The sequence below is a fragment of the Glutamicibacter sp. NPDC090743 genome, from assembly GCF_044769125.1.
GTDB lineage: Bacteria > Actinomycetota > Actinomycetes > Actinomycetales > Micrococcaceae > Glutamicibacter.
On record NZ_JBIVXE010000003.1, the window covers coordinates 389,677 to 414,060 of the forward strand.

General features: G+C 60.4%; 21 protein-coding genes, 1 tRNA gene and 1 pseudogene. 4 read left to right on the forward strand and 19 right to left on the reverse strand.

The features are described 5' to 3' along the window. Nucleotides 1-28: 28 nt before the first annotated feature. The gene (locus ACIQTS_RS08255) at nt 29-496 is read right to left on the reverse strand and encodes an NUDIX hydrolase (RefSeq protein ID WP_400290128.1); all 468 of its coding nucleotides are present in this window, start codon (nt 494-496) and stop codon (nt 29-31) included. Between the two features lie 4 nt (nt 497-500). Beyond that, nucleotides 501-1,004 carry a prepilin peptidase gene (locus ACIQTS_RS08260; RefSeq protein WP_400290126.1) on the reverse strand — a complete coding sequence of 168 codons (504 nt, stop codon included), beginning with the start codon at nt 1,002-1,004 and terminating at the stop codon, nt 501-503. An 83-nt stretch (nt 1,005-1,087) separates the two neighbouring features. Here ACIQTS_RS08260 and ACIQTS_RS08265 point away from each other — a divergent pair, with 83 nt between their 5' ends. Further along, nucleotides 1,088-1,906, forward strand: a complete 819-nt coding sequence (locus tag ACIQTS_RS08265) for a hypothetical protein (RefSeq protein ID WP_402472598.1) — start codon at nt 1,088-1,090, stop codon at nt 1,904-1,906. Here ACIQTS_RS08265 and ACIQTS_RS08270 read toward each other — a convergent pair. From ACIQTS_RS08270 to mca, 5 genes are all read right to left on the reverse strand, one after another. Then, nucleotides 1,903-3,219 carry a PhoH family protein gene (locus ACIQTS_RS08270; RefSeq protein ID WP_105657452.1) on the reverse strand — a complete coding sequence of 439 codons (1,317 nt, stop codon included), beginning with the start codon at nt 3,217-3,219 and terminating at the stop codon, nt 1,903-1,905. The genes ACIQTS_RS08265 and ACIQTS_RS08270 overlap by 4 nt on opposite strands. 256 nt (nt 3,220-3,475) lie before the next feature. Next, on the reverse strand, nt 3,476-4,237 hold the full coding sequence (locus tag ACIQTS_RS08275; RefSeq protein WP_332594729.1) for an isoprenyl transferase: 762 nt from the start codon (nt 4,235-4,237) through the stop codon (nt 3,476-3,478). 119 nt (nt 4,238-4,356) lie between these two features. After that, nucleotides 4,357-6,471: a thioredoxin domain-containing protein gene (locus ACIQTS_RS08280; protein ID WP_402472603.1), complete on the reverse strand. Its 2,115-nt coding sequence runs from the start codon at nt 6,469-6,471 to the stop codon at nt 4,357-4,359. A 32-nt stretch (nt 6,472-6,503) separates the two neighbouring features. Continuing rightward, nucleotides 6,504-6,785, reverse strand: coding sequence for a hypothetical protein (locus ACIQTS_RS08285; RefSeq protein WP_105657449.1), 282 nt, complete (start codon nt 6,783-6,785; stop codon nt 6,504-6,506). A 43-nt stretch (nt 6,786-6,828) separates the two neighbouring features. Continuing rightward, the gene (mca, locus tag ACIQTS_RS08290; RefSeq protein ID WP_105657493.1) at nt 6,829-7,695 is read right to left on the reverse strand and encodes a mycothiol conjugate amidase Mca; all 867 of its coding nucleotides are present in this window, start codon (nt 7,693-7,695) and stop codon (nt 6,829-6,831) included. Between the two features lie 239 nt (nt 7,696-7,934). On the opposite strand from mca, the gene ACIQTS_RS08295 reads away from it, so the two are divergent. Both ACIQTS_RS08295 and greA read left to right on the forward strand, forming a co-directional pair. Continuing rightward, a complete protein-coding gene (locus tag ACIQTS_RS08295; protein WP_105657448.1) occupies nt 7,935-8,354 on the forward strand; it encodes a DUF4307 domain-containing protein in 420 nt (139 codons plus the stop codon). A 289-nt stretch (nt 8,355-8,643) separates the two neighbouring features. Then, nucleotides 8,644-9,138 carry a transcription elongation factor GreA gene (gene greA / locus ACIQTS_RS08300; protein WP_105657447.1) on the forward strand — a complete coding sequence of 165 codons (495 nt, stop codon included), beginning with the start codon at nt 8,644-8,646 and terminating at the stop codon, nt 9,136-9,138. Nucleotides 9,139-9,215: 77 nt separating this feature from the next. Here greA and ilvA read toward each other — a convergent pair whose 3' ends face one another. The 12 genes from ilvA to ACIQTS_RS08360 all read right to left on the reverse strand — a co-directional run bounded on the left by ilvA (nt 9,216) and on the right by ACIQTS_RS08360 (nt 22,768). After that, nucleotides 9,216-10,487, reverse strand: a complete 1,272-nt coding sequence (gene ilvA, locus ACIQTS_RS08305; protein ID WP_105657446.1) for a threonine ammonia-lyase — start codon at nt 10,485-10,487, stop codon at nt 9,216-9,218. 3 nt (nt 10,488-10,490) lie between these two features. Next, nucleotides 10,491-11,681: an AI-2E family transporter gene (locus tag ACIQTS_RS08310; RefSeq protein WP_332498472.1), complete on the reverse strand. Its 1,191-nt coding sequence runs from the start codon at nt 11,679-11,681 to the stop codon at nt 10,491-10,493. A gap of 339 nt (nt 11,682-12,020) precedes the next feature. Next, nucleotides 12,021-13,460 (reverse strand): APC family permease, encoded by a 1,440-nt coding sequence (locus ACIQTS_RS08315; RefSeq protein WP_402472609.1) that lies wholly within the window; start codon nt 13,458-13,460, stop codon nt 12,021-12,023. Between the two features lie 212 nt (nt 13,461-13,672). Further along, nucleotides 13,673-14,389, reverse strand: a complete 717-nt coding sequence (locus ACIQTS_RS08320; RefSeq protein ID WP_332489193.1) for a Bax inhibitor-1/YccA family protein — start codon at nt 14,387-14,389, stop codon at nt 13,673-13,675. Between the two features lie 389 nt (nt 14,390-14,778). Then, nucleotides 14,779-14,860: transfer RNA gene (locus tag ACIQTS_RS08325), tRNA-Leu, on the reverse strand. Nucleotides 14,861-14,977: 117 nt separating this feature from the next. After that, nucleotides 14,978-16,345, reverse strand: a complete 1,368-nt coding sequence (locus ACIQTS_RS08330; protein ID WP_105657442.1) for an NAD(P)/FAD-dependent oxidoreductase — start codon at nt 16,343-16,345, stop codon at nt 14,978-14,980. A 190-nt stretch (nt 16,346-16,535) separates the two neighbouring features. Then, nucleotides 16,536-18,041, reverse strand: a complete 1,506-nt coding sequence (locus tag ACIQTS_RS08335) for a S8 family serine peptidase (RefSeq protein ID WP_105657441.1) — start codon at nt 18,039-18,041, stop codon at nt 16,536-16,538. A 34-nt stretch (nt 18,042-18,075) separates the two neighbouring features. Then, the gene (locus tag ACIQTS_RS08340; protein WP_400290112.1) at nt 18,076-19,002 is read right to left on the reverse strand and encodes an exopolyphosphatase; all 927 of its coding nucleotides are present in this window, start codon (nt 19,000-19,002) and stop codon (nt 18,076-18,078) included. Next, nucleotides 19,002-19,703, reverse strand: coding sequence for a DUF501 domain-containing protein (locus ACIQTS_RS08345; RefSeq protein WP_105657439.1), 702 nt, complete (start codon nt 19,701-19,703; stop codon nt 19,002-19,004). Before ACIQTS_RS08345 ends, ACIQTS_RS08340 begins: the two co-directional genes overlap by 1 nt. Before the next feature lie 29 nt (nt 19,704-19,732). Further along, the gene (locus tag ACIQTS_RS08350; protein WP_332489195.1) at nt 19,733-20,572 is read right to left on the reverse strand and encodes a septum formation initiator family protein; all 840 of its coding nucleotides are present in this window, start codon (nt 20,570-20,572) and stop codon (nt 19,733-19,735) included. A 124-nt stretch (nt 20,573-20,696) separates the two neighbouring features. Further along, nucleotides 20,697-21,977, reverse strand: a complete 1,281-nt coding sequence (gene eno, locus ACIQTS_RS08355; RefSeq protein ID WP_105661703.1) for a phosphopyruvate hydratase — start codon at nt 21,975-21,977, stop codon at nt 20,697-20,699. A 92-nt stretch (nt 21,978-22,069) separates the two neighbouring features. Further along, the gene (locus tag ACIQTS_RS08360) at nt 22,070-22,768 is read right to left on the reverse strand and encodes a MazG nucleotide pyrophosphohydrolase domain-containing protein (RefSeq protein ID WP_332489196.1); all 699 of its coding nucleotides are present in this window, start codon (nt 22,766-22,768) and stop codon (nt 22,070-22,072) included. 110 nt (nt 22,769-22,878) lie between these two features. Between ACIQTS_RS08360 and ACIQTS_RS08365 the strand changes: the two are divergent. After that, a pseudogene (locus ACIQTS_RS08365) lies at nt 22,879-24,369 on the forward strand (aldehyde dehydrogenase family protein). The last annotated feature ends 15 nt before the right edge of the window (nt 24,370-24,384 follow it).

A 24,384-nucleotide genomic window follows, 5' to 3' on the forward strand; every position in this document is an offset into this window, starting at 1 on the left:
GCCACCGCGGAGTTGAAGGCAGGAAGCGTCAACTGGCGAAATAGCCACCGGGCCGAGGGTCCATCGCCCATTGCAGCGCCCGTTCGTGCAGCGGCGGGAGTTCTGGCCGGTCAGCCAGTTCGAAGTACCCCACTTCCAAATTCTCGTCATCGTTGACCTTCGCGGTGCCGGAAAGGTGCCGAGCCTTGAAAACTACATCCAGGTACTGCGCGTGATCCCCATTGGGATACACCGTGGGAGCTGTCACCCCGACCCCCAACAGGTCCGTGATTTCGCATTCAACGCCGGTTTCTTCCAGCACTTCGCGGTGTGCTGTATGCGAAGGCTCTTCGCCTGGATCAATAATTCCTGCTGGCAGGGTCCATTTGCCATTGTCGGCACGTCGCACCAACAGCACCCGGCTGTCGTGGAGGACAACTATTTTCACCCCGGAGAGCCATAGCAGTTCATGACCGATGCGTTCTCGAAGATGGGTTACGAATTCTGGAGTTGCCATGATTTCATCGTGCCATAAGCAGCACTGCTAAAGACCCAATGAGCATGAAGGGGCCGAAAGGGACCGCTGATTTCAGCGTCAATTTCCGCACGGCCACGCCCCCGATAACCCAGCCGGTGGCCAGCAGGAAGGCAAGCAAGGTCGCGAAGAACAAGCTGGGCAAGGAATAGTATCCGAGATTCATGCCCAGCACGCCGGCCAGCTTCACATCGCCCATGCCCATTGCCCCAGCGGAAATCAGCGCGAGGAGCAGATAGCCTCCGCCAAGCAGCAGCAACCCCAAAAGGCTCATCAGCAGCCCATGCCCATCAGAACGGAAGATCCCCAGCAGCGCGATCACCACGATGCTGGCCGCCAACCAGTAAGCCAGTAGCCGGTTGGGCAAACGATGCGTCGCCATGTCTTCCTTGGACAGGAGGAACCCGAAACCAAGAAAGCAGGCTAGCTGGAGGAGAACCAGTGCTGCGGCGGTCGGGCTTTCCTGTGCCACGTTCCAAATTTCTGACATGCATAGAGCATAGGCACCTCATTGGATCTTCGGCAGAGGGGTCTTCCTCTTGTGAATAATTCAGCCGCTTCTACAATTGGAGTATGGACGTTCCAGCAGTTCCAGTTCTTTTCCCCGGGCACTCCGCCCCTGAGTCGGCGGCCCGTCGTCGTTTCCGTGCCTTGGCCCGGTCCGCCCCATGGCTGAGCACCTCCTTGCAGTTCCAGGTCCAGGTCCCGGAGCATTACGCCCAACCGGGCGAAGGCCTGGAAGGCCAGCTGACCGCCATCCTCCGCCAGCGAGAAGCCATAGCCGTGCGCTCGGCCGAGGGGCAACTGGTGTACCAAAAGGAGAAGTTCACCGCAGATCGGAGCCGAGGCTACGTCGCAGCCACCAATTCCTCATGGAAGCTGCCGGCCTCGCTGACCTCCCCGGTTTATACCTCAGACCACCTGATCTTGCGCCGTCCACAAATTTCTGGCTTCAATGGGTTGCTGCCCTTGGAGCATTGGGAACCAATGCTCGATCCGGTGGAACTTGCCGGCACCGAGCCTGCCGCCCATGATCTCGCTTTCGACCACCCCACCTACATTCACGAGCTCGCAGAGATCACCCATGGCAACCGGCCTGCTCTAGCCGCCGTTCTCACTGCGGGACACAACTACCAGCCCGCACTGGCCAACTGTCCTCTCGTTCCCGCCGGGGCACGAACCCTCGTGGTACTGGATCTGGCAACAGGCGTCTGCCTAAGCCGCCGGGTGCTCTCCGCCCAGGCCGGGATGCCTGTGGCCCCGGAGCTGTCGCTTCAGGTCCTGGCCCAGAACGAGTACTACATCGATTCCTTGTTCACCGCCCCAGCTCCCACGCTTACCGACGTGCGGGCGCCGATTCCGTGGGAGCTGCGCAGCGAGCGCCAATCCTAGGACAAGGTGGGCGAATCAAGCAGGTTGGTGACTAGCGCGGCGATAGCAGAGCGCTCGGAACGGGTCAGGGTCACATGCCCGAAGAGGGCATGTCCCTTGAGCTGTTCCACGACCGCGGCGACACCGTCGTAGCGGCCTACATGCAAGTTATCGCGCTGTGCCACGTCATGGGTGAGCACCACCTTGGAATTCTGCCCGATGCGCGATAGCACCGTGAGCAGAACATTGCGTTCCAGCGACTGGGCTTCATCAACAATGACGAAGGAATCATGCAGTGAACGCCCGCGGATGTGGGTCAGCGGCAGGACTTCAAGCATCCCGCGTTCGACCACTTCATCAATGGCATTCTTCGACACGATCGAGCCGAGGGTATCGAAGACCGCTTGGGCCCAAGGTCCCATCTTTTCTCCCTCGGAGCCCGGCAGGTAGCCTAGTTCCTGGCCGCCCACGGCATAGAGCGGACGGAACACGGTGATCTTGCGGTGTTCCCTGCGTTCAAGCACTGCTTCCATTCCGGCGCACAGGGCCAACGCCGATTTACCGGTTCCGGCGTTGCCGCCCAGGGAGACGATGCCCACGGATGGATCCATCAGCAGGTCCAAGGCGATGCGCTGCTCTGCACTGCGTCCATGCAATCCGAAGGCCTGCTGGTCGCCGCGCACCAGCTTCAAGGTGTTCGCATCAACCTTGCGGCCCAGGGCGCTTCCGCGCGGGGATGTGATGACGAACCCGGTGTTGATCGGTTCATCGGCGACCGCAGGGTGGTTCAGAAGCTGTTCATGTTCGTAGAGCTTGGCCATGGTCTCTTCGCCCAGTTCCAGCTGCTGTATGCCGGTCCACCCGGTCGAGGCGATCAGCTCATTGCGGTACACCTCGGCATGGATGCCCATGGCAGAGGCCTTGATGCGCATCGGCAGGTCCTTGGTGACCAGCGCAACGTCGAGGCCAGCATCCAGCAGGTGCTTGGCGACAGCCAGGATGCGTGAATCGTTATCGCCTGAGCGCATGCCCACCGGCAGGACTTCCGGGGCGATGTTGTTCAGTTCAATGCGCAGCGTTCCACCAGTTTTGGACACGGGCACCGCTTGGGCTAATCCCCCATGGCTGGCAATCAGCTCGTCCAGCACACGCAAGGCATGGCGTGCGAAGAAGCCCAGATCAGGATCCTTGCGCTTATGTTCCAGCTCGGTGACGACAGTCAGCGGGATCACGACATGGTGCTCATCGAAGTGGAACATGGCTTTCGGGTCAGAAAGCAAGACCGAAGTATCAATGACGTAGGTTCGTACACCCTGTTCGGCTGTTCGTGTCATGGCAGCGCACCCATTCTCGAATCCGGCGTGGGGACTCTCCCCACGCGTAAGTGGGGAATCCCGACACCGGATGTCCAAGGCGATTCCGGCAATTGCTCCGGCTGGCGCTGCATTTGGTCATCTAGTGAGGAACCCTTCGATCAGCTGGGTCTTGTTGCCCCGGCCTTATGATCACCATAGACCTTGAAGCGCTACCGGGGGACTACGTTCAGGTAACGATTAGCTGAACAGCTGAGCCGGGTGCACGATTAGGGGCTCAGGTGCCGAAGCGGCGCTGGCGATCAGCAAAGTCGCGCAACGCACGCAGGAAATCCACGCGGCGGAAATCCGGCCACAATGCCTCGCAGAAGTAGAACTCCGAGTACGCGCTTTGCCAGGTCAAGAAGCCGGAGAGACGCTGTTCCCCGCTGGTGCGGATCACCAAATCCGGATCTGGCTGGCCCTTGGTGTACAGTGCCGATTCGATGTCTTCAGTGGACAGTCCGGCGGCAAGTTCCTCGACCGTGCGTCCATCCTCGGCGGCCTTGCAAAGCAGTGACTTGAAAGCATCAAGGATTTCACGGCGTCCGCCGTAGCCGATGGCCACATTCACATGAACGCCGGTGCGGTTGGCCGTAACGGTTTCCAGCGCGGCAAGCTTCTGCGCCAGGTCTTCAGGCAGCAGGTCCTTGGCTCCCACCTGCTGGACCTTGACCCGGTTGGTCTCTCCCAGACGGTCCAGGGTCGTGCCGATAACTTCCAAGAGGTCGCGCAACTCGCTGGCTTCTCGATTAAGGTTGTCGGTGGAGAGCATGTACAAGGTAACCATCTGGATGTCCAGGTCCTCGCACCAATCGAGGAACTCCAGGATCTTGTCCGCACCGGCCTGGTGGCCTGCCATGGTCGGGGTGCCGGCCAGCTTGGCCCACCGGCGGTTGCCATCGACCATCACGCCAATATGGTGCGGAAGCTTGTCGGCAGGGAGGGACTTCGCCAAGCGCCGTTCGTAGTAACGGTACGCAAGGTTCGGAAGCTGCACCTTGTCCCTGCCTTTCGATAGATTCCAAAAACTCTAGGTTCTAAATCTACCGCTATTTATCGCCCAGCATGGGTATCTGCCCGCTTCACCGCGTCCACGATGGACACATTCTCCCGGGCTCAGGCACCCTTTCCGGAAGCGAACAGCGAGAACAATCCGTCCATCCCGGCTACAGGCATCTGGCAAAGCTCTTCGCGGCAAGGCTGGATCTGGACGGTCTGGGCCGCACCAGATAGCGACGGATCGTGGCGCACATTCAATCCGAGGCTCAACGCCACCGAACGCACGCGCTTGGCTTCTGCCGAATCCCACTGCGACAGCGCAAGATACTGGACCGGGCTGGAAACTATGCACTGCACTTCCAAGGCGGTCGCTACCTGTGTTGGCGCGTCGCTGGCCAAAGCCAGGGCGTGGGCAGAAAGTACGCGGGCGCTTTCCAAGTCCGCCGCATCTGCTTCGGTGTAGTCTCCCGCCGCCATGGACTGCAGGGCATGCATCGCCAGCGCCTTGGCGTAGAGCGCACCCGAGGCCGGCAGCGCATCATCAAGCACCGTGACGGCAGCAATGTTGCTGCGCTGGGCTGCGATGCGCGCATCGGCTTGGACCGCGTCACGCGGCACCCCGGTTTCCGGGTCTACGAAGTTGGCAGCGCGTCCCAGTAAGCGACTGGCACGCTCAGCCCACTGCTTGTGCCCGCTGGCTTGGCCCAACGCCAAGAATCCCAGGGCCAGGGCGGCATAGTCCTGCAAGGTGCCTTCATTGCCGTGCTCAGCACGATTGGCGAAGCTCACGCGAGCCAGCCGTCCGGCATTCTCATCCCACTGCATCGTCCACACCGAGGTTGCTGCCCTCTCGGCGAGCGCCAAGGCTTCTGGCTGGTCCAGGAGCAGCGCGGCTTCAGACAAGGCTTCGATGGCCAGCCCGTTCCAACCGGCGATCACCTTCTCATCGCGGACCGGCATAATTCGCGAGCGGCGCAGCGTGCGCATTGCATCCCGCAGTTCATGGAGAACACCGATTTCGTTCGTTTCAGGAACCCTCAACAGCGAGAAGCAGAAGTTCTGCGGGTCCTCGGCCACCGGCGCGAAACGCAACAACCCCTTGGGCAGCCACTGAATCAAAGGGTCGGTGACCAGTGCGATTTCCTCGCGGCTGAAGGTGTAGTACGCGCCCTCGATCTGGCGGCCATCACGGGATGAATCGGCATCCAGGGAAGCCGCGAAAGCTGGAGCGGCCGAAGATGCGGTGAGCAGTTCCTCGTTGAGGAAGTCGATAATGCCTTGGGCGCTGCGCTGGGCGAGCCAGGCGAGATTCTGCGCGCGCTGGGCTATCTCCCCTTCGGACTTGCGGGCGAATTCTGCCGCCAGGACACTGGTGCGAGCCGCCAGTGAAAGCAGGCCGGCATTGTCGTAGAGCATCTTCTCGAAGTGCGGGACCGACCAGTACTCATCAACGCAGTAACGGGCGAAACCGCCATCAATATGATCCTGCAGGCCGCCAAGGAACATCGCTTCGAGATGGGTGGCCGCTGCGGCGAAGGCCTCGGTGGCGCGGTTCGGGGTGGTGACCACTGCACGCCACAGTGTCTTCAGAGCCCAGGTCGGCGGGAATTTAGGCGCCGGGGTGAAGCCGCCTTCTGGTTTGGTGGCGGCAACCCATCGATCAAGTGCTGCGCCGAAGGCCTGCTCTGCTGGCTGCTGCGACTGCAGCGACAACAGCGAGCTCTGGCGGCTTCCGAGTTCTGCCAAATGCGCGGCGAGCATCTGGGCCTGCTCTTCCAGCGAATCGCGCTTGGTTTCCCAGGCCTCGTGGACGGCGTTGAGCACTTGGCGGAAGCTCGGAGTCTTGCCACGGGGCGTCTTCGGATAGTACGTGCCGGCATGCACGGTACGCCCGTCAGGAAGGGCAAAAATCGTCATCGGCCAACCACCGGCACCGGTGAGCGCCTGGGTAGCCAGCATGTAGGTGTCGTCCACGAGCGGATGCTCTTCGCGGTCCACTTTGATAGCTACGAAGTTTTCGTTCAGCAGCGCCGCGATTTCAGGATCGTCGAAAGACTCGTGGCTCATCACGTGGCACCAATGGCAGGCAGCGTAGCCGATGGAAAGCATGACCGGTACGTCGCGCAACCGGGCCTGTTCGAAGGCTTCGTCCCCATAGGGGAACCAGTCGACAAGTTGGTGCGAATGCTGTCTGAGGTATTGGCTGGATGAGCCAGCGAGTCGTTGAGCCACGCAATCATGCTATCGCGCAGCTCACAAAGCGCCTACTGCTGTTCGTCGGTCTTCGGGTCGTGCGGCTCTTCGGATTCCTGAAGCTTGCGTTCTTCCCCCTTGGCCACCATTTCCTGCTGCTTTGCCTCGGCTTCCGAGGTGTAGCGCACGCGGCGCACTCGACGGACCATGTCGCGAATCAGGAAGATCACGGCAACCACCAAGGCTGCGGTGAAAATGAACCCAAGGAATCCTGGACCGTATTCGCTGCTGGTCTCCGTACCGACACCGAGGGTCGAGGAAGTCAGAGCCAGGGATTCGAAGATCGTATTCACGATGTAAAGACAACTCTTTTCTAGTACTGGAAAGCGCTTAGTACTATCTTAGTCCGGCAAACAGGTCGGTCTCGGGCAACTCGGTTGCTACCTTGGAGGAAATCAGCGTGTAGTCTTCCCACGGCCAGTGCTCCGCGTAGACGTGTTCCGGTACGGCGAAGAAGAAACCTTCCGGGTCGATCTGGGTTCTGTGGGCCAGCAACGCCTGATCGCGCTGCGAGAAGAAATCCGCGCAGTTGATCTGGGTGGTCGTGGTGTGTGGGGAAACCCACTTGAACATCTGGTTTTCCTCGTCCGCTTCCCACAGCGCAACGCGCTCGGTGTAGGGGGACTCGTAACCTGCTTCCAGCATCGCGTAGTGCAAGGTGCGGAAACGATCCGGTGCGAAAGCACGGTCGTAGTACAACTTGCTCACCGACCACGGCGCACCCAGTTCCGGGTACATCTGCGGATTAGCCGCGTGCTCAAAGGCAAAGGTTGAAACCTTATGGCAGTGGATGTGGTCCGGGTGGGGGTACCCGCCGTTTTCGTCATAGGTCGTGATGACGTGGGGACGGAATTCACGGATCAGCTTGATGATGCCGGCAGCAGCGATTTCTACTGGCTGCAAGGCGAAGGCGCCAAAGGGCAGCTCCGGCAGCGGATCCCCTTCCGGCAAGCCGGAGTCGACATAGCCCAGCCAGCGGTGCTTGACGCCCAGCACTGCAGCGGCCTCGGCCATCTCGGTCCGCCGGACGCCTGCCAGGTCGCGGTGCGCATGGGCGAGTTCGCCAGCGGCGGCGTTGAGAATATCCCCGCGCTCACCGCCGGTGCAGGAAACGACCATCACTTCGGCGCCAGCATCAACATAGGCAGCCATCGTTGCAGCACCCTTTGAAGATTCGTCGTCCGGGTGCGCGTGAATAGCCATGAGCCGCAGACCCTGCGAAGGAGCAATTTTCTTCACGTCGTGAATCTCCACTTATCTTCTTTCCTTATGCCACGTTTTTGGACGGCCCGAAGCTTCGAATCTGTCCGTCATCCATAACAACTCACAGCCGACCACCGGTTATTCCCCCATGCTGAAAGACGGTAAACTTGAGTAAGGAACCAACGTACGGCATTCCCAGTTCAAATGCCGCCAGGCAAGAGAGTGGTGCAAGGCAAATAATGTCTGATCCAAGCTTAACGGCTCGCTACAACAACCCCAAGAAACGCAGTCTTCCCAGGAAAACGCGTAACTGGCTAATTGCTGCCGCGCTCTCCGTCGGCGTTGCGGGGGCCGCCTATGTCGGCTTCAACAACTACAGCGCCATCAGCGCGCAGGACATCGAGTTCGAGGTCATTTCCGCAACGAAGGCCAAGGCCATTGTCGCAGTCGAATACAACACCAAGCACCGCGTGCAGTGCGATATTCGTGCGATGAACGAATCCAAGGCCATCGTCGGATACGACACCATTTTGCTTGATCCTGGAGAAGCTACCGGGCACATCACCCAACGCCTGGAGATTGACCTGCACACCGACAACCTGGCGACCACCGCTGGCGTGGAGTCCTGCTACGAGGTTCCGCAGGAATACAAGGGTTAATATTTCAGCTTCTTCATCCCCTAATAGCTGAATCTATTGGGCTTAAATCGTTTTGGCGACTACTATCGTTGAAAAGATACGTTTCGCCCCGCATCGGCGCATGGTTCTAGCTGAGTACTAGGACATGAGCCTGGCGGGGTCTTTGCTTGCATCGCCCATAACGTGTGAGCCCTCAGATCCGTACCGAATCCGACTTCGTCGACGCCACCGTTTCGGTGGCTTTCGGCTTTAGGACCACTTATCGGTCCCAAGGCCAAGCGAAGTCCTAACTGACCAAAGGAAGTACAACGTGAGCACCAACAGCAACGAACCTGTCGTTTGGCTGACTCAGGAAGCCTACGATCGGCTCCAGGACGAACTGACTTTCCTCTCAGGCCCGGGACGTGCCGAGATCGTTGCCCGTATCGAGCAGGCACGTTCGGAAGGTGACCTGAAGGAGAACGGCGGTTACCACGCCGCCCGTGAAGAGCAGGGCAAGGCCGAAGCGCGCATCCTCTACCTGAAGGATCTGCTGCGCCGCGCCGATGTAGGCGATGCTCCTGCCGATGACGGTGTTGTTGAGCCAGGCATGCTGGTTGTCGCCAATATCGCTGGCGACGAGACCACTTTCCTGTTCGGCTCCCGCGAAGTTGCCGGCGACACCGACCTCGAGGTCTACTCCGAGCAGTCCCCTATTGGCGTTGCCGTGCACGGCGCAAAGGTCGGCGACAAGCTGTCGTACTTGGCTCCAAACGGCCGCGACATCAAGGTTGAGATCATCTCTGCAAAGCCTTACCAGTCCTAGCAACTAGGCTGCAATGCAAAGTCCGAAGGCCGCCAACCCATCTGGGTTGGCGGCCTTCGGACTTTGCTGCTTATGCGCTAGGCGACTGAACCGCCGGCAGTATTGGTGATCTGCGGGTCGAAGCCTTCGGCGCGCAGGTTATTGAGCACCGTCTTGGAATGCTCATGGCCCTTGGTTTCCAGGTCGATGGTGATCGCGACATCGCCCATGGACAGCGAACCACCGATACGGGTGTGGTCCAGACGGGTGACATTCGCATCCGATTCGGCGATGATGTTGGAGATCTGCGCGAGCGAGCCGGGGCGGTCTGGAAGCATCATGCGTATGGTCAAGAAGCGGCCGGCCGCAGACAGGCCACGCTGGATCACCTTGAGCATCAGCAGCGGATCGATGTTGCCGCCAGAAAGAATTACCGCGGTGGTTGCCGGATTGATCCCGTGCGCTTCCAGCTTGTTCTCCAGTAGTGCCGCGACGCCCACCGCACCGGCTGGTTCCACCACGAGCTTGTTGCGCTCCAGGAGCACCACCAGAGCTCGTGCGAGCGTATCTTCCGATACCGTCACCACGTCATCAACCAATTCCTTGATGATCGCGAAAGGCAGCTGCCCTGGCTTGCCTACAGCGATGCCGTCGGCAATGGTGTGCACGTTATCCAGCGGGACCAACGCGTCAGCGGCCAGGGATGGCGGGTAGGCCGCGGCGTTCTCCGCCTGGACACCCACCACCTTGATCTCGCGGCCCAGTTCGCGGGCTTTGGCCTTCAGCGCGATGGCGACGCCGGCCAGCAGTCCACCGCCGCCAACACCCATCAGCACGGTGTCCACCTCAGGAAGCTGTTCGAGCAGTTCCAAGCCGATGGTGCCTTGGCCGGCAATGATGTCCGGGTGGTCGAAAGGATGCACGAAGACTGCCCCGGACTCGTCGGCAAAACGCTGCGCCTCGGCCAGCGCTTCATCCACGGTGTCACCGAAAAGCACGACTTCTGCACCATGATCACGCGTCGCGGTCAGTTTCGGCAAGGCGACGCCCCGGGGCATGTAGATGCGCGCCTTGATTCCGAGGTGGCTGGCGGCCTGGGCAACGCCCTGCGCGTGGTTGCCTGCCGACGCGGCGACCACGCCTCGGGCCTTCTCGTCGTCGCTGAGCTTGGACATGCGTACATAGGCACCGCGGACCTTGAAGGATCCAGCGCGCTGCATATTCTCGCATTTGAGGAAAACTTCGGCGCCAACATGCTGGGACAAAACACGGGAATGCTCCACCGGGGTGCGGGCAATAACCGGTTTGAGTACTTCAGCGGCGGCTTCGATATCAGCCAGCGTAACCGGCAAAGTAGGTTCGGTGCTCATGGATTATTCCTCATCTGCTGTGGACTCAGGGTGCCGGGTTTCCGGCGAAGCTGTTGGTGCGGCGGCAGGTCCTGCAGCTGCAGCCGGCGGGTCGGCCTTCGCTGGGTCGCTCGCCTTAGGGCTCTGCGCCACTACTTGGTTTCCGTAGTGCTCAATCACGAATTGGTCGGTTTCCCAGGTTCGGCCCGACAGGTATTTCACGACCGCGTTGACCACCGCCAGCAGCGGTACGGCGAATAGCGCACCCGGAATGCCTGCAAGCATGGTGCCGCCGGCTACTGACAAGACCACTGCCAGCGGGTGCAGGCTCACTGCCTTGCCCATAATCAGTGGCTGCAGGATGTTGGACTCCGCCTGCTGGACCAGCAGCACTACGGCCAGCATGATCAATGCGTTGACCCAGCCATTGGCTACCAACGCGAGCAAAACTGCCAGGGCACCGGTAAACAGTGCACCGACGATCGGGATGAAGGAGCCGATGAAGACCAGGACGCCCAGTGGCATGGCAAGTGGCACGCCCAGGAAGAATGCACCGAATCCGATGCCGATGGCGTCGATCAGCGCAACGATCATCTGGACTCGCACGTAGGTGACCAGCGAGGCCCAGCCCCGGGTCAAGGCGCCGTCCATCGCCGGGCGGGCGCGGCGCGGCAAGAGGTTCACCAGGAACAAACCGATCTTGCGCCCGTCAAGCAGCAGGAAAATCAAGGCGAAGACGGCCAGCAATGTGCCTGTCAGGATCTGCCCGATCGCGGAAGTCCAGCTGATTGCTTCACTTAGGATGTTGGTGGCATTGCCGCGAAGCTGGACGAGGGTATCGTCCAGCACCTTCTGCAGGTCGTCGTTGGTCAGCTTGAGCGGGCCATTGAACAGCCAGTCCTGGACCTGCTCGATGCCCGAAAGCGCTTGGGTCCACAGGGCGGTAAAACCGGCCGAAAGTTTTTGCCCTGCTACCGATAGCCCTGCGGTGACCAGCGCAAGGAAGCCGATGAGAGTAATGCCGACGGCCAACCCGCGAGGTACAGCAAGCTTGGAGTTCATCGTATTCACAACCGGTGAGAGCAGCCCTGCTAGCAGCGCTGCGATGAAAACCGGGATGACCAGCAAGGAGACTTTTGACAGCGCCCACACCAGCACGCCCAAGGCTACGACGATGATCAGGAAACGCCAAGCCCACGCTGCTGCCATGCGCATGGCATACGGCATATCCTCGGCGCTTTTGAAATCCGTCAGATCTGGCCCTGGTGTGGCAGGAGTTTCCGCCGGCTGACTCGGAAGTGAAACACGAAAACGGCGTAGACGTTCCAACCGGCTCTTCTTCATGGAACCACGCTATCGCGTTTGCCAGACAGCTTCTTGATCCATGTCTCAATTGTGACAAAAACCAAGGACCAGTGCCCGATATGGGCACTGGTCCTAGAAATCTAATTCAATATGTTTATTTGCCCTTGCCGAGGGTAACCAGATTGCACAGGCTGCCTCTTATTGCTCACGCCAACTTGAAAACACGGCTCATCAGGCGCTTCGCACATGCTATCTCCGGCGGCGCATGACCGCTTCAAGGACCCTCTCCTCAGCGTCTTCACCGGGCTTGATGCCCGCGGGTACCTTGAAGAAGAAAATTGCCCCCAGTGCCCACCAAATGGCGAAGATGGCCCACGGTTCCCAGCTCAGCGAGGCCGGCATGCCGGGCATGTAGAGGCTGAAGAGCGCAGCGGTGAGAAGGACTGAAGTCCAGCCGATGATAGTCCCAGCAATTCCGTTGCCGCCAACGCGCAGCGGCCGATCCATCATGGGTTCGCGCTTGCGCAGCACGAGGAAGGTGACCGAGACCAGGAAGTATGCCACGATGATGCTTGGCGCTCCCGAATCCACGAGCCACCCCAGCATTTCAGCGCCGAAGAATGGGGCCAGCATGGAGATTCCGCCGATGAAGACCAGGGCGTTGGCTGGAGTGCGGTATTTGGGATGCAATGTGCCAAACCAGGAAGGAAGCATGCCGCTTCGAGCCAGCGAGTAGACCAATCGCGAAGCTCCCAGCAATAGAGAGTTCCATGAGGTCAAGATGCCGGCGATGCCACCAGCAATCAGCACCTTGGCCATCAGCTCCGAACCGAACATGGCCCCGAAGGCATCCGCCGTTGCAATGTCAGCTCCGGCCAGTTGAGCAGCTGGCATGGCCGACGATGTGGTCAGGACAACCATGACGTACCAAATGGTGGCCAAGACTACGGAGACGACTACGAGCTTGCCAATTTGCTTGGCCGGAATATTCACTTCTTCCGCGGACTGCGGAATCACGTCGAAACCGATGAACAGGAATGGCACCGCCACCAGCACGGCGAAGAAGCCGCTGGTTCCTGGGGTGAAGAACGGTTCCATGTTCTTGGCTTCGCCGCCGGCAAAGGCGCCGGCAATCATCAGGGCGCCGATAACCATCAGGAAGAGCACCACGAAGGTCTGCAATACGCCAGCTTGCTTCACGCCGCGGATGTTGATCCAGGTGATCACCACCGCTGAAAGCACGCCTACCAACGCCCAGGTCAGGTTTACTTCAAAACCGGCAACAGTCCACAGGGGAATCTGGCTCATGCCCGGGAAGATGTATTCCACGGTCCGCGGCAAAGCGACCGCTTCGAAAGCCACGATAGTCACATAGCCGCCGGTAATTGCCCAGGATCCAATAAACGAAGGCCGGGCTCCCAAGGCGCGCAGGATGAAGTTGTGCTCGCCACCGGCTTTTGGCATGGCCGCGGTCAGTTCGGCATAGGTCAGGCCAACGACGGCCATGATGCCACCACCAACGAGCATGGCCAGGACCGCCCCCATGGTGCCCGCGTTATCCAGCCACCCACCGGTGAGCACTACCCAGCCGAAGCCGATCATTGCACCGAACCCTAGGGCCAGGGCATCCAAGTTGCCCAGGGATTTCACCAAGCCCGGCGGCTTTCCTGATGTTTGATCGACTCTCATTGCGTTCTTCCTGCCAAACTTGTTGTGAGTTGAGTAACTGAATCGCTACAGGAGAATCTAACCAAAGTTTCGCATGACTGCCCAATCAGCTGTCATTTTCCACGGCAACCGCGGTGCAGCCGATCATAAAAATTCATATTTGGACAGGCAATTAACGCACAAGGACCAGTGCCCGAAATGGGCACTGGTCCTTGCGAGCTATGCTATTGCGGCTAGTCGTCGCCACGCAGGATCGCGAGAATACGCAGGATCTCGGTGTACAGCCAGATCAGGGTCATGGTCAGGCCGAAGGCGCCGCGCCATGCCATGATGGCTGGAGCACCCTGGTCGGACAATTCCTCGATCATGGTGAAGTCGGCAACCAGTGCGTAGGTTGCCAGCAGAACGGCAACTACACCGATAACCAAGCCGAGCACTCCGCCGCGCATGCCGAACATGCCATCGATGACGCCGGTGAGCATCAGAACCATGTTGAGCAGCGAGAAGACGATCAGGCCGACCATGCCGATCATGAACATCTTGTTCAGCTTGGGAGTCATGCGGTACTTGCCCGAGCGGTACAGCGCCAAGGTTACGCCGGCAACACACAGGGTAGCCAGCACAGCCTGGATAGCGATTCCCTCAAGGCCCGGCCGGCTTTCAAGGAAGCCGGAGAGACCACCAAGGAACAGGCCCTGGGCCGCGGCATACAGCAGGATGAGCACAGGCGATGGGCGCTTCTTGAAAGCGTTAACCAGACCGAGGACAAAGCCAACCAAGGCACCTGGCAACATGAGGGCCGGCATGCCCCAGCCAATCGCGGCGCCAACAACAACCAAGGCCAGGCAGAGCACGGTCTTGTTGATCGTGGTTCCGATGGTCATGCGGCCGGTGTCGGCGCTGGTTGCAGCAGGCTGCTGGTACATCTGCTGCAGCTGGTCTGCGCTCATATTTGCGGTGTCACGGAATCCAACAGCACTTCCAGGCTTGGTTCCCCAAGCATCAGAGCGGCTGCTGGAACCAAAAATTGGATTGCCCAATGTCATTCCCCCATAGATTGCGATTGCGCCGGCACGTGGCTAGCTGAAGATCTTTTGCTTAATCCTATTGAGCATTGCTGTGAAATCACTCAGTCGGAAGGATGATATAGGGCATTTTTCCGAAGAAAAACTACTCTGTCAGCGATATTCTTGAAAGTTCTACCATCAAGGTTGCCTTGGCAGCCGATTTTGGTGGAATGCACGATGCCTGAGGTTGAACGATGGATGCGCTCCCACTTTTGGCAAAAGAAAAGACCACTGCTGACCGGAAAATCCGGAACAGCAACGGCCTTATTCTGTACCCCCAGTGGGACTCGAACCCACAAGCCTTTCGGCAGCTGATTTTAAGTCAGCCGTGTATGCCAATTCCACCATAGGGGCAAGACTCTCAAATTTTACGTGATCGGCAAAGCAAATAGAAAATCCTTCTTTGCTGACGTACGCGAGGGGCCAATTGCTTGGCCCCTCGCATCATCGTCGATCAACTACGGCTCAAGCCTACTTCTTCGGCTTGGCCGACTCTTCGAAAGCAGTGCGTGGTGCTTCGAGGTTGTTCAGCTGCAGGGCATCGCGCTTGAAGACCAGTGCAACCAGCCAGTCGCCAACGACGCGGAACTTGCGCTCGAAGGTCGGCATGGCCATGCCGTGGTAGCCGCGGTGTGCCATCCATGCTGGCCAGCCCTTGAGCTTGATGCCAACAACCTTGGCAACGCCCTTGTTGCGGCCGAAGCCGGCAACTGCGCCCAGGTTGGAGTGCTTGTATTCCTTGATGGTGCCAACACCGTAGCGCGCAGCGTACAGGTTCTTGGCCAAGAGCTTGGCCTGGCGCACTGCGTGCTGTGCGTTGGGAACGCAGGTGCCGTCCGGCAGGCCGCCGGTGACGTCCTTGACTGCCGAGATATCGCCGGCTGCCCAGGCGCCTTCCAGAGGTTCGCCGTTGGCATCCTTGATACGAAGGTCCGTGCGGGTCTCGATGCGGCCGCGCTGCTCGATTGGGAAATCGGTGGAGCGAACCATCGGGTTGGCCATGACGCCAGCAGTCCAGATCAAGGTGTCGGAACCGAACTCGCCCGCTGGGGACTTGTCGGCCATGTTGATCAGTTCCAGGTTGCCTTCTTCGGCATTGTTCAGCGAAGTGTTCAGCAAGACCTCGATGCCGCGGCTGCGCAGGTGATCGACAACCCACTCCGCCTGCTCGGCGGTGACTTCTGGCATGATGCGGCCCATGGCCTCGATCAGGACGAAGCGTGCTTCCTTCGCATCGATGCGGTCGTTGAGGCCGATCAAGTGACGGGCCATGTCTTCCAGCTCGGCGATGGTCTCGATGCCGGCGAAGCCGCCGCCGACAACCACGAAGGTCAGGGCGCGCTTGCGTGCAACTGGATCAGTCATGTTCGAAGCGGACTCGATGCGCTCGGCAACCTTGTTGCGCAGGGCGACGGCCTCTTCGATGGTCTTCAGGCCAATGCCGGTTTCAGCCAGGCCAGCGATGGGGAAGGTACGGGTGACCGCACCAGCGGACATCACGACATCGGTGTATTCCAGCTCGAACTGCTCGCCGTTGACCGGAGCAATGACAGCCTTCTTGTTGGCATGGTCGATGCTCAGCACGCGGCCGTTGACCAGCTCGGAGTGCTTCAGGTGCTGACGGTGCGAGACCACAACGTGGCGTGGTTCAATCTGGCCACCGGCAACTTCTGGCAGGAATGGCTGGTAAGTCATGTACGGGTTCGGGTCGACAACGGTGACGATGCCGCCGTGTGCCTTGACCTTCTTCTGCAGCTTCATCGCGACGTACAGGCCTACGTAGCCACCGCCGACGATAAGAATGCGCGGACGCTTCTGGGAGGTTTCGATGATCGACATACTGTTGATTCTACGCGGATTTTTCGAGTTAGTGAAAACATTCACTAACTATTTCCGTTCGGTGTGTCACGTCGTCGCCAGGCATGGGCGTTTCCGACTGCCGAGGTTCGCACCAACCTGTCGAATTAAGCATCGGAAGGCGCGAAAAAGCGGGGTGGATCTTCAGTTTCCACCCCGCTTTGTCCGCTATTTACTTCTCTTCTTCGGGAATCTCGTCGAACAGATCCCGGCCGCCAGCTTGATCCGGGACTTTCAATGAACTCAAGGAAGCCGAACCAAGCCGCGCCGCAGCCTTCTCGCGTCGACGACGCACCAGGGTCTGGGCGATGCCTGCAATGATCACCAGCAGCAAGAGCACTCCCCCGCCGACGATCAGCAACGGCTGAAGCGCCGGTGCCGAGTCATCGGGAAGAACCGGATCTGGCGCCGCGACCTGCTTGAGGTCCGATTTCTCCATCGAGACGCCCGGAGCTGGGGTATCAGCAGTCTTCTGGGTGTCGCGGCGGTGCACGCGAATCCACTCGCTGATCGTGCCCAGCGGGTTCTCGGATACCGAGGGGACGCTCGCCGTCACTGCCGCCTGCGCATCGATGATTCCGTAGCCGTAGAGGTTGTCCACGCCGGCTGTGCCGGTGTCCTTGGCGGTCTTCAGGATGCGATTGATGACCTCAGGAGCTTTCATGTTCGGGTATTCCGAACGAATCAATGCGGCCACGCCCGCCACCAAAGGAGCCGCGCCGGAGGTACCGGACCAGCGCGCGTAGCCGTCATCTGGCAAGCCGCCGACCAACTGCTCGGCAGGGGCTGCAACGCCGATGGAAATGCCTTCGGTCGAGGAATCCTGCGAAGCCTTGCCGCTGGCATCAACGCCGGCCACGGTCAGCACTCCCGGAATGGTGGCCGGGGCGCCCACCTGGCTCATGCCGCCCGAACGGTTGCCTGCAGCGGCAACAATAACCACGTCATGGTCTTCTGCGTACTTGAAGGCGTCATCCCAGCTTTCCGGCCATGCCGGGCTGGTTGAACCGAGAGACATGTTGATGACCTTGGCCCCGGAATCCACGGCCCATTTCACGGCACGGGGGATCTGGGTTTCCACTGGAATCTTCGCCGGGTTGCCTTCGCCCATCCACAGCGACACAGACAGCAGGTCTGCTGCCGGAGCGACGCCGAGCACGCCGTCCTTGCCGCTCTTCAGCTTTGGCACCTTTTCGTACTCAGGTTCCTGGGGAATGTCCTCGTCTTCGTCTTCGGCGGTCTTCTTGGCCTTTTCCCACGCGGCCTTCAAGCGCTCGTTCTCGGATTTAACCCGCTTGATTTCGCCCTTGTTGTTGCCGCGCCCGCCGAGCAAGGTAGCCACCAAGGTGCCGTGCTCGCTCATGACGCCTATGGGCTTGTTGCCCTTGTCTCCGCCTGAGCCGGACATATCAGCACCGCCAACCACGGCACCCTTCAAGTCTGGATGCGCGGTATCAATGCCGGTATCAATGATCGCGACTTTGACGCCTTCGCCCTTTGTCGTCTTGTGCGCTTCGGCCACGCCCAACGACTTGAGCCAGTATTCGGACTCACGCATGTTGTCAGCGCGGGCAGGTACGCCCACGCTGAGCAGGGTGAAGGCCAACAGCGCTGCGACAAGCAGAGAGCCGAGCTTGAGGAAGCCCATTCTTTTCCTGGCACGCAAAGCTGAGCTCAAGACATCTCCTTGGGTCGGTGACTGGGTGACAGGTTCAGGCGGCGGCAGCTGAAGCCGCGATTCCGTCGAGAATATCGTGTTCGGAAGCAATCAGAACCATTTCGCGGTTCCCACTGGCCTTTTCAAGGTAATGAAGGATGCGTTGCACAATGGCTGCGCCAGCTTGGATCACATCAACTCGTCCCGGATGCATGAAGCCCAGTGCCGCGCGCTCTTCCCGGCTGTAGGAAAGCATGCTGGCGGTGGCTTGGCGCATCTGGGCGAAGCTCAGCTGCGCACCATGGATCTTTTCCGACTCGTACTGCTTCAATCCCAGGGCCTGGGCGGTGAGCGTCGTGAAAGTGCCTGCAACCATGATCACCGCGTCGACCTGCGCAACGTCAACCGATCCGGCCAAGGATTCCAAGGTGCTGTCCATGAATTCCAAGGCCTGGTCCGAACGCAATCCCGCTTGGTGGAACCGTTCGGTAACGCGCACACAACCCATGTCCAGGCTCTTGGCTGCCAACGGGCCGGTGGCATCACCGAGAACGAATTCAGTGGATCCACCACCGAGGTCGATCACCAGGCTCTTGCCGCTTTGCCCGTCCCGAACCGAAGCCGCACCGGCAAAGGACAGGGAGGCTTCTTCTTCACCGCTGATCACTTCCGGGGCGACGCCCAGGATCTTGGTGATCCGCTCGGTGAAGACCTCGCGATTCGATGCATCGCGGGCCGCCGAGGTCGCTGCGAAACGGATGGCTTCCACCCCATGCTCATCGCACAGCTTCTTGTACTCGCGAGCAGCTTCAAAGGTGCGCTCCAAGGCCTCGGGAGCGAAAGCGCCGGTAGCGTCAACGCCCTGGCCCAAGCGCACGATGCGCATGGTGCGCAGCACGTCGATCAGCTGGCCATCGGCCCCGATGTCCGCGATCAGCAGACGGATGGAGTTGGTTCCGCAGTCAATACCGGCCACGCGCATTAGGCATCATCCTGGTCAGCGCCCTGTGCGGATTCACGCACGGCACGCTTCCGGGCGCGTTCTGCGCGCTTGGCCGCTGGGTCCTGCTGTTCCTGGGTCTTCACGTGGCGCGAGCGGTCACGGCTCGGGGCCTCGGATTCGGTATCCCAAGCACCCACGCAGTAGCACTTGTCCTTGGTCCACCACTGGGCAATCCCAGCCAGTGCTTCATCACCCAGCGGGTTCACGCCCTCGCCGGCAGCCAGCGAGTGCCCTACCAGCACGTGCAAGCACTTGACGCGGGTCGGCATGCCGCCAGCGGAGACCCCAGCGATTTCCGGAACGGCCCCGGTTCCCGAGCGCTGGCCAATCGCATCGCGGTTGGCCAGGTACGACTCGTGGGCAGCTACATAAGCCTGCGCCAGCTGCGCGTCCTCACCCAGGCGGTCATTCATCTCGTTCATCAACCCGGCAGCTTCCAACCGCGAAACTGCCGCAGTGATCACCGGGTGCGCCAGGTAGTAGGTGGTGGGGAAGGGAATACCCGAGGAAAGGCGCGGTGCCGTGGTGGCTACCAGAGGGTTTCCGCAAACGCAGCGCGCACCGATCTCCACCACATCGCGCACCGGGCGGTTCAGCTGGCGGGACAGGGTGTCGAGGTCAGCTTCGCTGGGTACTCGTCCGGCGGCGTCAAGGGCTTCGCGGATTGGCTGTTCAGTCACGGTTATAAGTCTCTTCGTGTTTAAAGTGGTTAGTCAGTGGCAGAACGTCGAACGGAGTCGAGCAGAGCATCAACCCATGGAAGTTCCTGGCGCACCTCGAAGGTGCTTCCGTTGCCGTCGGCGGGCGTCTCTTCATCCTTAGGGCGTTCACCCACCACCATGTAGAGCTTTTCACCAGGCATTACCAAGTTTATCCGCTCGCGTGCTTGCTGCTTGATGTACAGCGGGTCATCCCAGCGTGCGATCTCTGCCTTGAGGTCATCGCGCTGCGTCTCCAGCGCTTCAATCGAGGCATTCAGCTCGTTCAGTTCCGCCATCTGCGTGCGGTAGAAATTCACCGTGGGCACGAGCATCACTGCGAAGAAGGCCAGGACCACGATCAAGGCGGCGATACGGCCGGAAAACCGGTGCGCAGCAACGGGTTCGCCCTCGGGGACGTGGTTCTGGCCAGACGGCTTCTGCCCCGGCTTGCGGCGTACGGCAGCAGAGAACTTCACCCGGTCATCGCGTCGGCGTTCGTTCTGCTTTTCCTTGGCACGTTCGCGCAGCGGCACCTTCGGCTTCGGCGCGTAATTTCCTGCAAATTTTTTCGGCTCACGTGACGCATCTGACGCTGGGCGTGCCGTCGATTTCGGCTGTGCTGCAACGCTTCTGGGCTTCTGCGCAGCGGGAGAGGCCTTCGGTGGGCGCGGCGTTGCAGGAGTTTGCCTGGCCTGCGCTTGTGGCCTGACGATGCGCAGAGCGTCGGTAGGCGGTTCAGCTTCGGAACCTGCGCCGTCATGTTTCGTCTGGTCAACCGGGGTTATTACGGCTTCTTCGGCCGGATCCGGAGTATTACGGCGAGGCATTCGCGGTGGTCGCTGAGCCATACTCCCCCAATTCCCGTGGTGCTTTTCGTGCGGTGTTGCCGTGGACTAGGCAAGATAATTCCATTAAATAACGAAAAGCCCGCCGGTATCCACTACCGACGAGCTTATTCGCTATTACTGAAAATTAGCTGTTGAAACGCGGGAACGCGCTACGGCCAGCGTAGACCGCCGAGGCGCCCAGGTCTTCTTCGATACGCAGCAGCTGGTTGTACTTGGCTACGCGCTCGGAGCGAGCTGGTGCACCGGTCTTGATCTGCCCGGCGTTGGTTGCCACGCAGATGTCAGCGATGGTGACATCTTCGGTTTCACCCGAACGGTGCGAGGTGATGGTGGTGTACCCGGCACGCTGCGCCATGGTCACTGCATCAATGGTTTCGGTCAGGGTACCGATCTGGTTGACCTTCACCAGCAGCGAGTTGGCGGTGCCCTTGGCGATGCCGTCGGCCAGGCGCTGCGGGTTGGTGACGAACAGGTCGTCGCCTACCAGCTGCACCTTATCGCCAATGGCGTCGGTCAGGGTCTTCCAGCCATCCCAGTCGTCTTCATCCAGTGGATCCTCGATGGAAACCAATGGGAAGTCGGCAACCAGGCCAGCGTAGTAGTCGCTCATTTCCTGGGCAGAAAGCGCCTTGCCCTCGAACTGGTAAGCGCCGTTCTCGTAGAACTCGGAGGAAGCGACATCCAGTGCCAGGGCGATGTCTTCGCCCGGGGTGTAGCCAGCGCGCTTGATCGCTTCGGTAATCAGTTCCAGAGCCGCGCGGTTGCTTGGCAGGTTCGGAGCGAAGCCGCCCTCGTCGCCCAGGCCGGTGGAGAGGTTCTTCTCCTTCAGCACGGACTTGAGGTTGTGGTAGACCTCGACGCCCCAGCGCAGGCCCTCGGAGAAGGTCGGCGCGCCGAGCGGGGCGATCATGAATTCCTGGATGTCCACGTCGGAGTCGGCGTGGGAGCCGCCGTTGAGGATGTTCATCAGTGGCACTGGCAGTACGTGCGCATTAGGGCCGCCCAGGTACTTGAACAGTGGCAGGTTGGCGCTCACTGCAGCGGCGTTGGCCACTGCCAGGGAGACGCCGAGGATGGCGTTTGCACCCAGCTTGGACTTGTTGGCAGTGCCGTCCAGTTCAATCATGGTGGCATCGATGGCGCGCTGGTCGGTGGCGTCAAGGCCCTCCAGCTCGTCGGCGATTTCGTCGATGACGGACTCTACAGCACCCAGTACGCCCTTGCCGAGATACCGGTCTTTGTCGCCGTCGCGACGCTCAGCTGCTTCGAAAGCGCCGGTGGATGCACCGGAAGGAACAGCAGCACGGCCATGCGAGCCGTCGGATAGCAGGACCTCGACCTCGACGGTCGGATTGCCGCGGGAATCAAGGATTTCGCGCGCGTGAATGGCGTCAATCAATGCCATGAGTATGGACTCCTTGTAGAAAAGGGGTGGTCTTGGGGCAGGTCAACCAGCGGTCGCTGATAAGACCGTCGGCGCCATTGCCTGTCTCTAGCCTAGCGCTTCGAAGGTGATTTGGGCGATGTTGTTGCGCCAGTTTCCGCGCCGTATTGCTGGCCCAGGGCCGCGCGCAGCACCGATTCGGCATCCAGGCCCAGCTCCTCGGCCCTCGCTGACAGGGCCATTAATTCCTTGGCCAGGGAGAACTCGTCGACGATTCGCTCACGAACCTGCTCGGTGACTAGCCCGGCCGCGGGCTGTGCCGATCCTGCTCTGGCATGGCGATCAAGCAATTTCTGCGCGAGCGCCAGGGACGGCAGCCCAGCGGGCAGTCCCGCGTTCTTCCGCTTCTTCGGCTGGCCGGCGCGTTCGGCCTGCTTCGCCGCATCCCACACGCGGATAATCTCATCCACATCCGTGATGACGTCCTGGCGGACCTGGCCCTGCTCGTCGAAAATATGCCGGTTGCGGCGCAATAGCTTCGCATTCAGCGTTTCGGCGACATCTTCCAGGCCGAAATGGTCTTGCTCCTCGGCGATCAGCGATTGCAGCAGGATCTGGAAGAACAAGTCCCCCAGCTCCTCCTTCAACAGATCCGGGTTCCGTTCAGCGATAGCGTCCAGCACTTCATAGCTTTCCTCGATGAGGTAGGTGCGCAGCGACTCGTGAGTCAGCGCGCCAGTCCAGGCGCATCTGCTGCGAAGGGTCCGTACGGTGGCGTTGAGCTGGTCTAGCTGCGTTCTGTTCTCCGGCATAGGAACATGCTATCGAAGCGGGCTTTCAGCCTGCGGCCAAGGAGCTCCCCATTGCTGCCCATTCGGGCTAGCATGGCCGTAGTTCATCCCGACGACGCGAAGGATTGCCAATGACCGTCCAAGACACCGCCCAGCTGGAATTCCTGGATCAGCTTCCAGCCAAACTCTTCATCGGCGGCCAGTGGGTTGAGGGGCGCTCCGAGCGCATCCTGCGCACTGCCAACCCTTTCGACGACTCGCTCCTGGCCGAGATCCGCCAGGCCTCGACCGACGACGTCGACGACGCCTATGGCGCTGCCGCCGCTGCGCAGCCAGGCTGGGCGGCGCTCTCCCCCGGCAAGCGCTCGAAGGTCCTGAACCAGGCCGCCGACTACCTGCAGTCGAACTTCGCGGGCATCCTGGCGCTGTTGACCGCCGAGTCCGGTTCCACGCAGTTGAAGGCGAACATCGAACTGGGCGGCACCATCGCTGCCATCCGCGAAGCAGCCACCTTCCCCACCCGCGTGCACGGCAAGATCCTGCCCTCCAATGCCGAGGGCAAGGAGAACCGGGTCTACCGCTAACCGGTCGGCGTGGTGGGCGTCATCAGCCCGTGGAACTTCCCGCTGCTGCTGTCGGCCCGGTCCGTAGCGCCCGCCCTGGCCCTGGGCAATGCGGTGGTGCTCAAACCCGCCTCGGATACCCCGCTGGTGGGAGCCTTGGTCCTGGCCAAGGCTTTCGCCGAGGCTGGCCTGCCAGATGGCGTGCTGAACGCAGTAGTTGGTTCCGGTTCGGAAATCGGCGATTACTTCGTGGCGCATAGGACCCCGTCGCTAGTTTCGTTCACCGGTTCGACTCCGGTGGGCAAGAACGTCGGGAAAATCGCGGTCAGCGGCGAGCACATGAAACGCGTGGCGCTGGAGCTTGGCGGCAACGCGCCATTCGTCGTGCTCGAAGACGCTGATCTTGACGAAGCAGCCAAGGCCGCGACCCTGGGCAAGTTCTTGCACCAGGGGCAGATCTGCATGGCCATCAACCGCATCATCGTCCAGGCTCCGGTCTACGAGGCCTTCATCGAGAAGTTCATCGAGCAGGTCGGCAAGCTCGGCTATGGCGATGCCGCCGATCCAGCCAACCTCGTGGGACCGATCATCAATGATGCGCAGTTGGCGTCGGTGAGCGGCAAGATCAAGACCGCACGTGGCCAGGGCGCCCGCGAAGTCCTGGCAGGTTCGATCACAGGCCGTGTGGTCTCTCCCCACGTCTTCGCAGATGTCACCAGCGGCATGGAACTGTTCCGCGAGGAGATCTTCGGCCCGGTCGTGGGCATCGCCAAGGCCGACTCCGAAGAGCATGCGCTGGAACTGGCCAACGACACCGAATTCGGCTTGTCCTCGGCCGTTTTCACGCAAAACCTGGAGAAGGGCGTCGCCTTTGCCCGCGGCATCAAGGCCGGGATGACTCACGTCAATGACATCACCGTCAATGATGAACCGCATGTGATGTTCGGTGGCGAGAAGAATTCGGGTCTGGGCCGTTTCAACGGCGAGTGGGCTATCGAGGAATTCACCACCGATCACTGGGTCGGCGTGCAGTCCACCAAGAAGCAGTACCCGTTCTAGGAACCACCTGCCCTT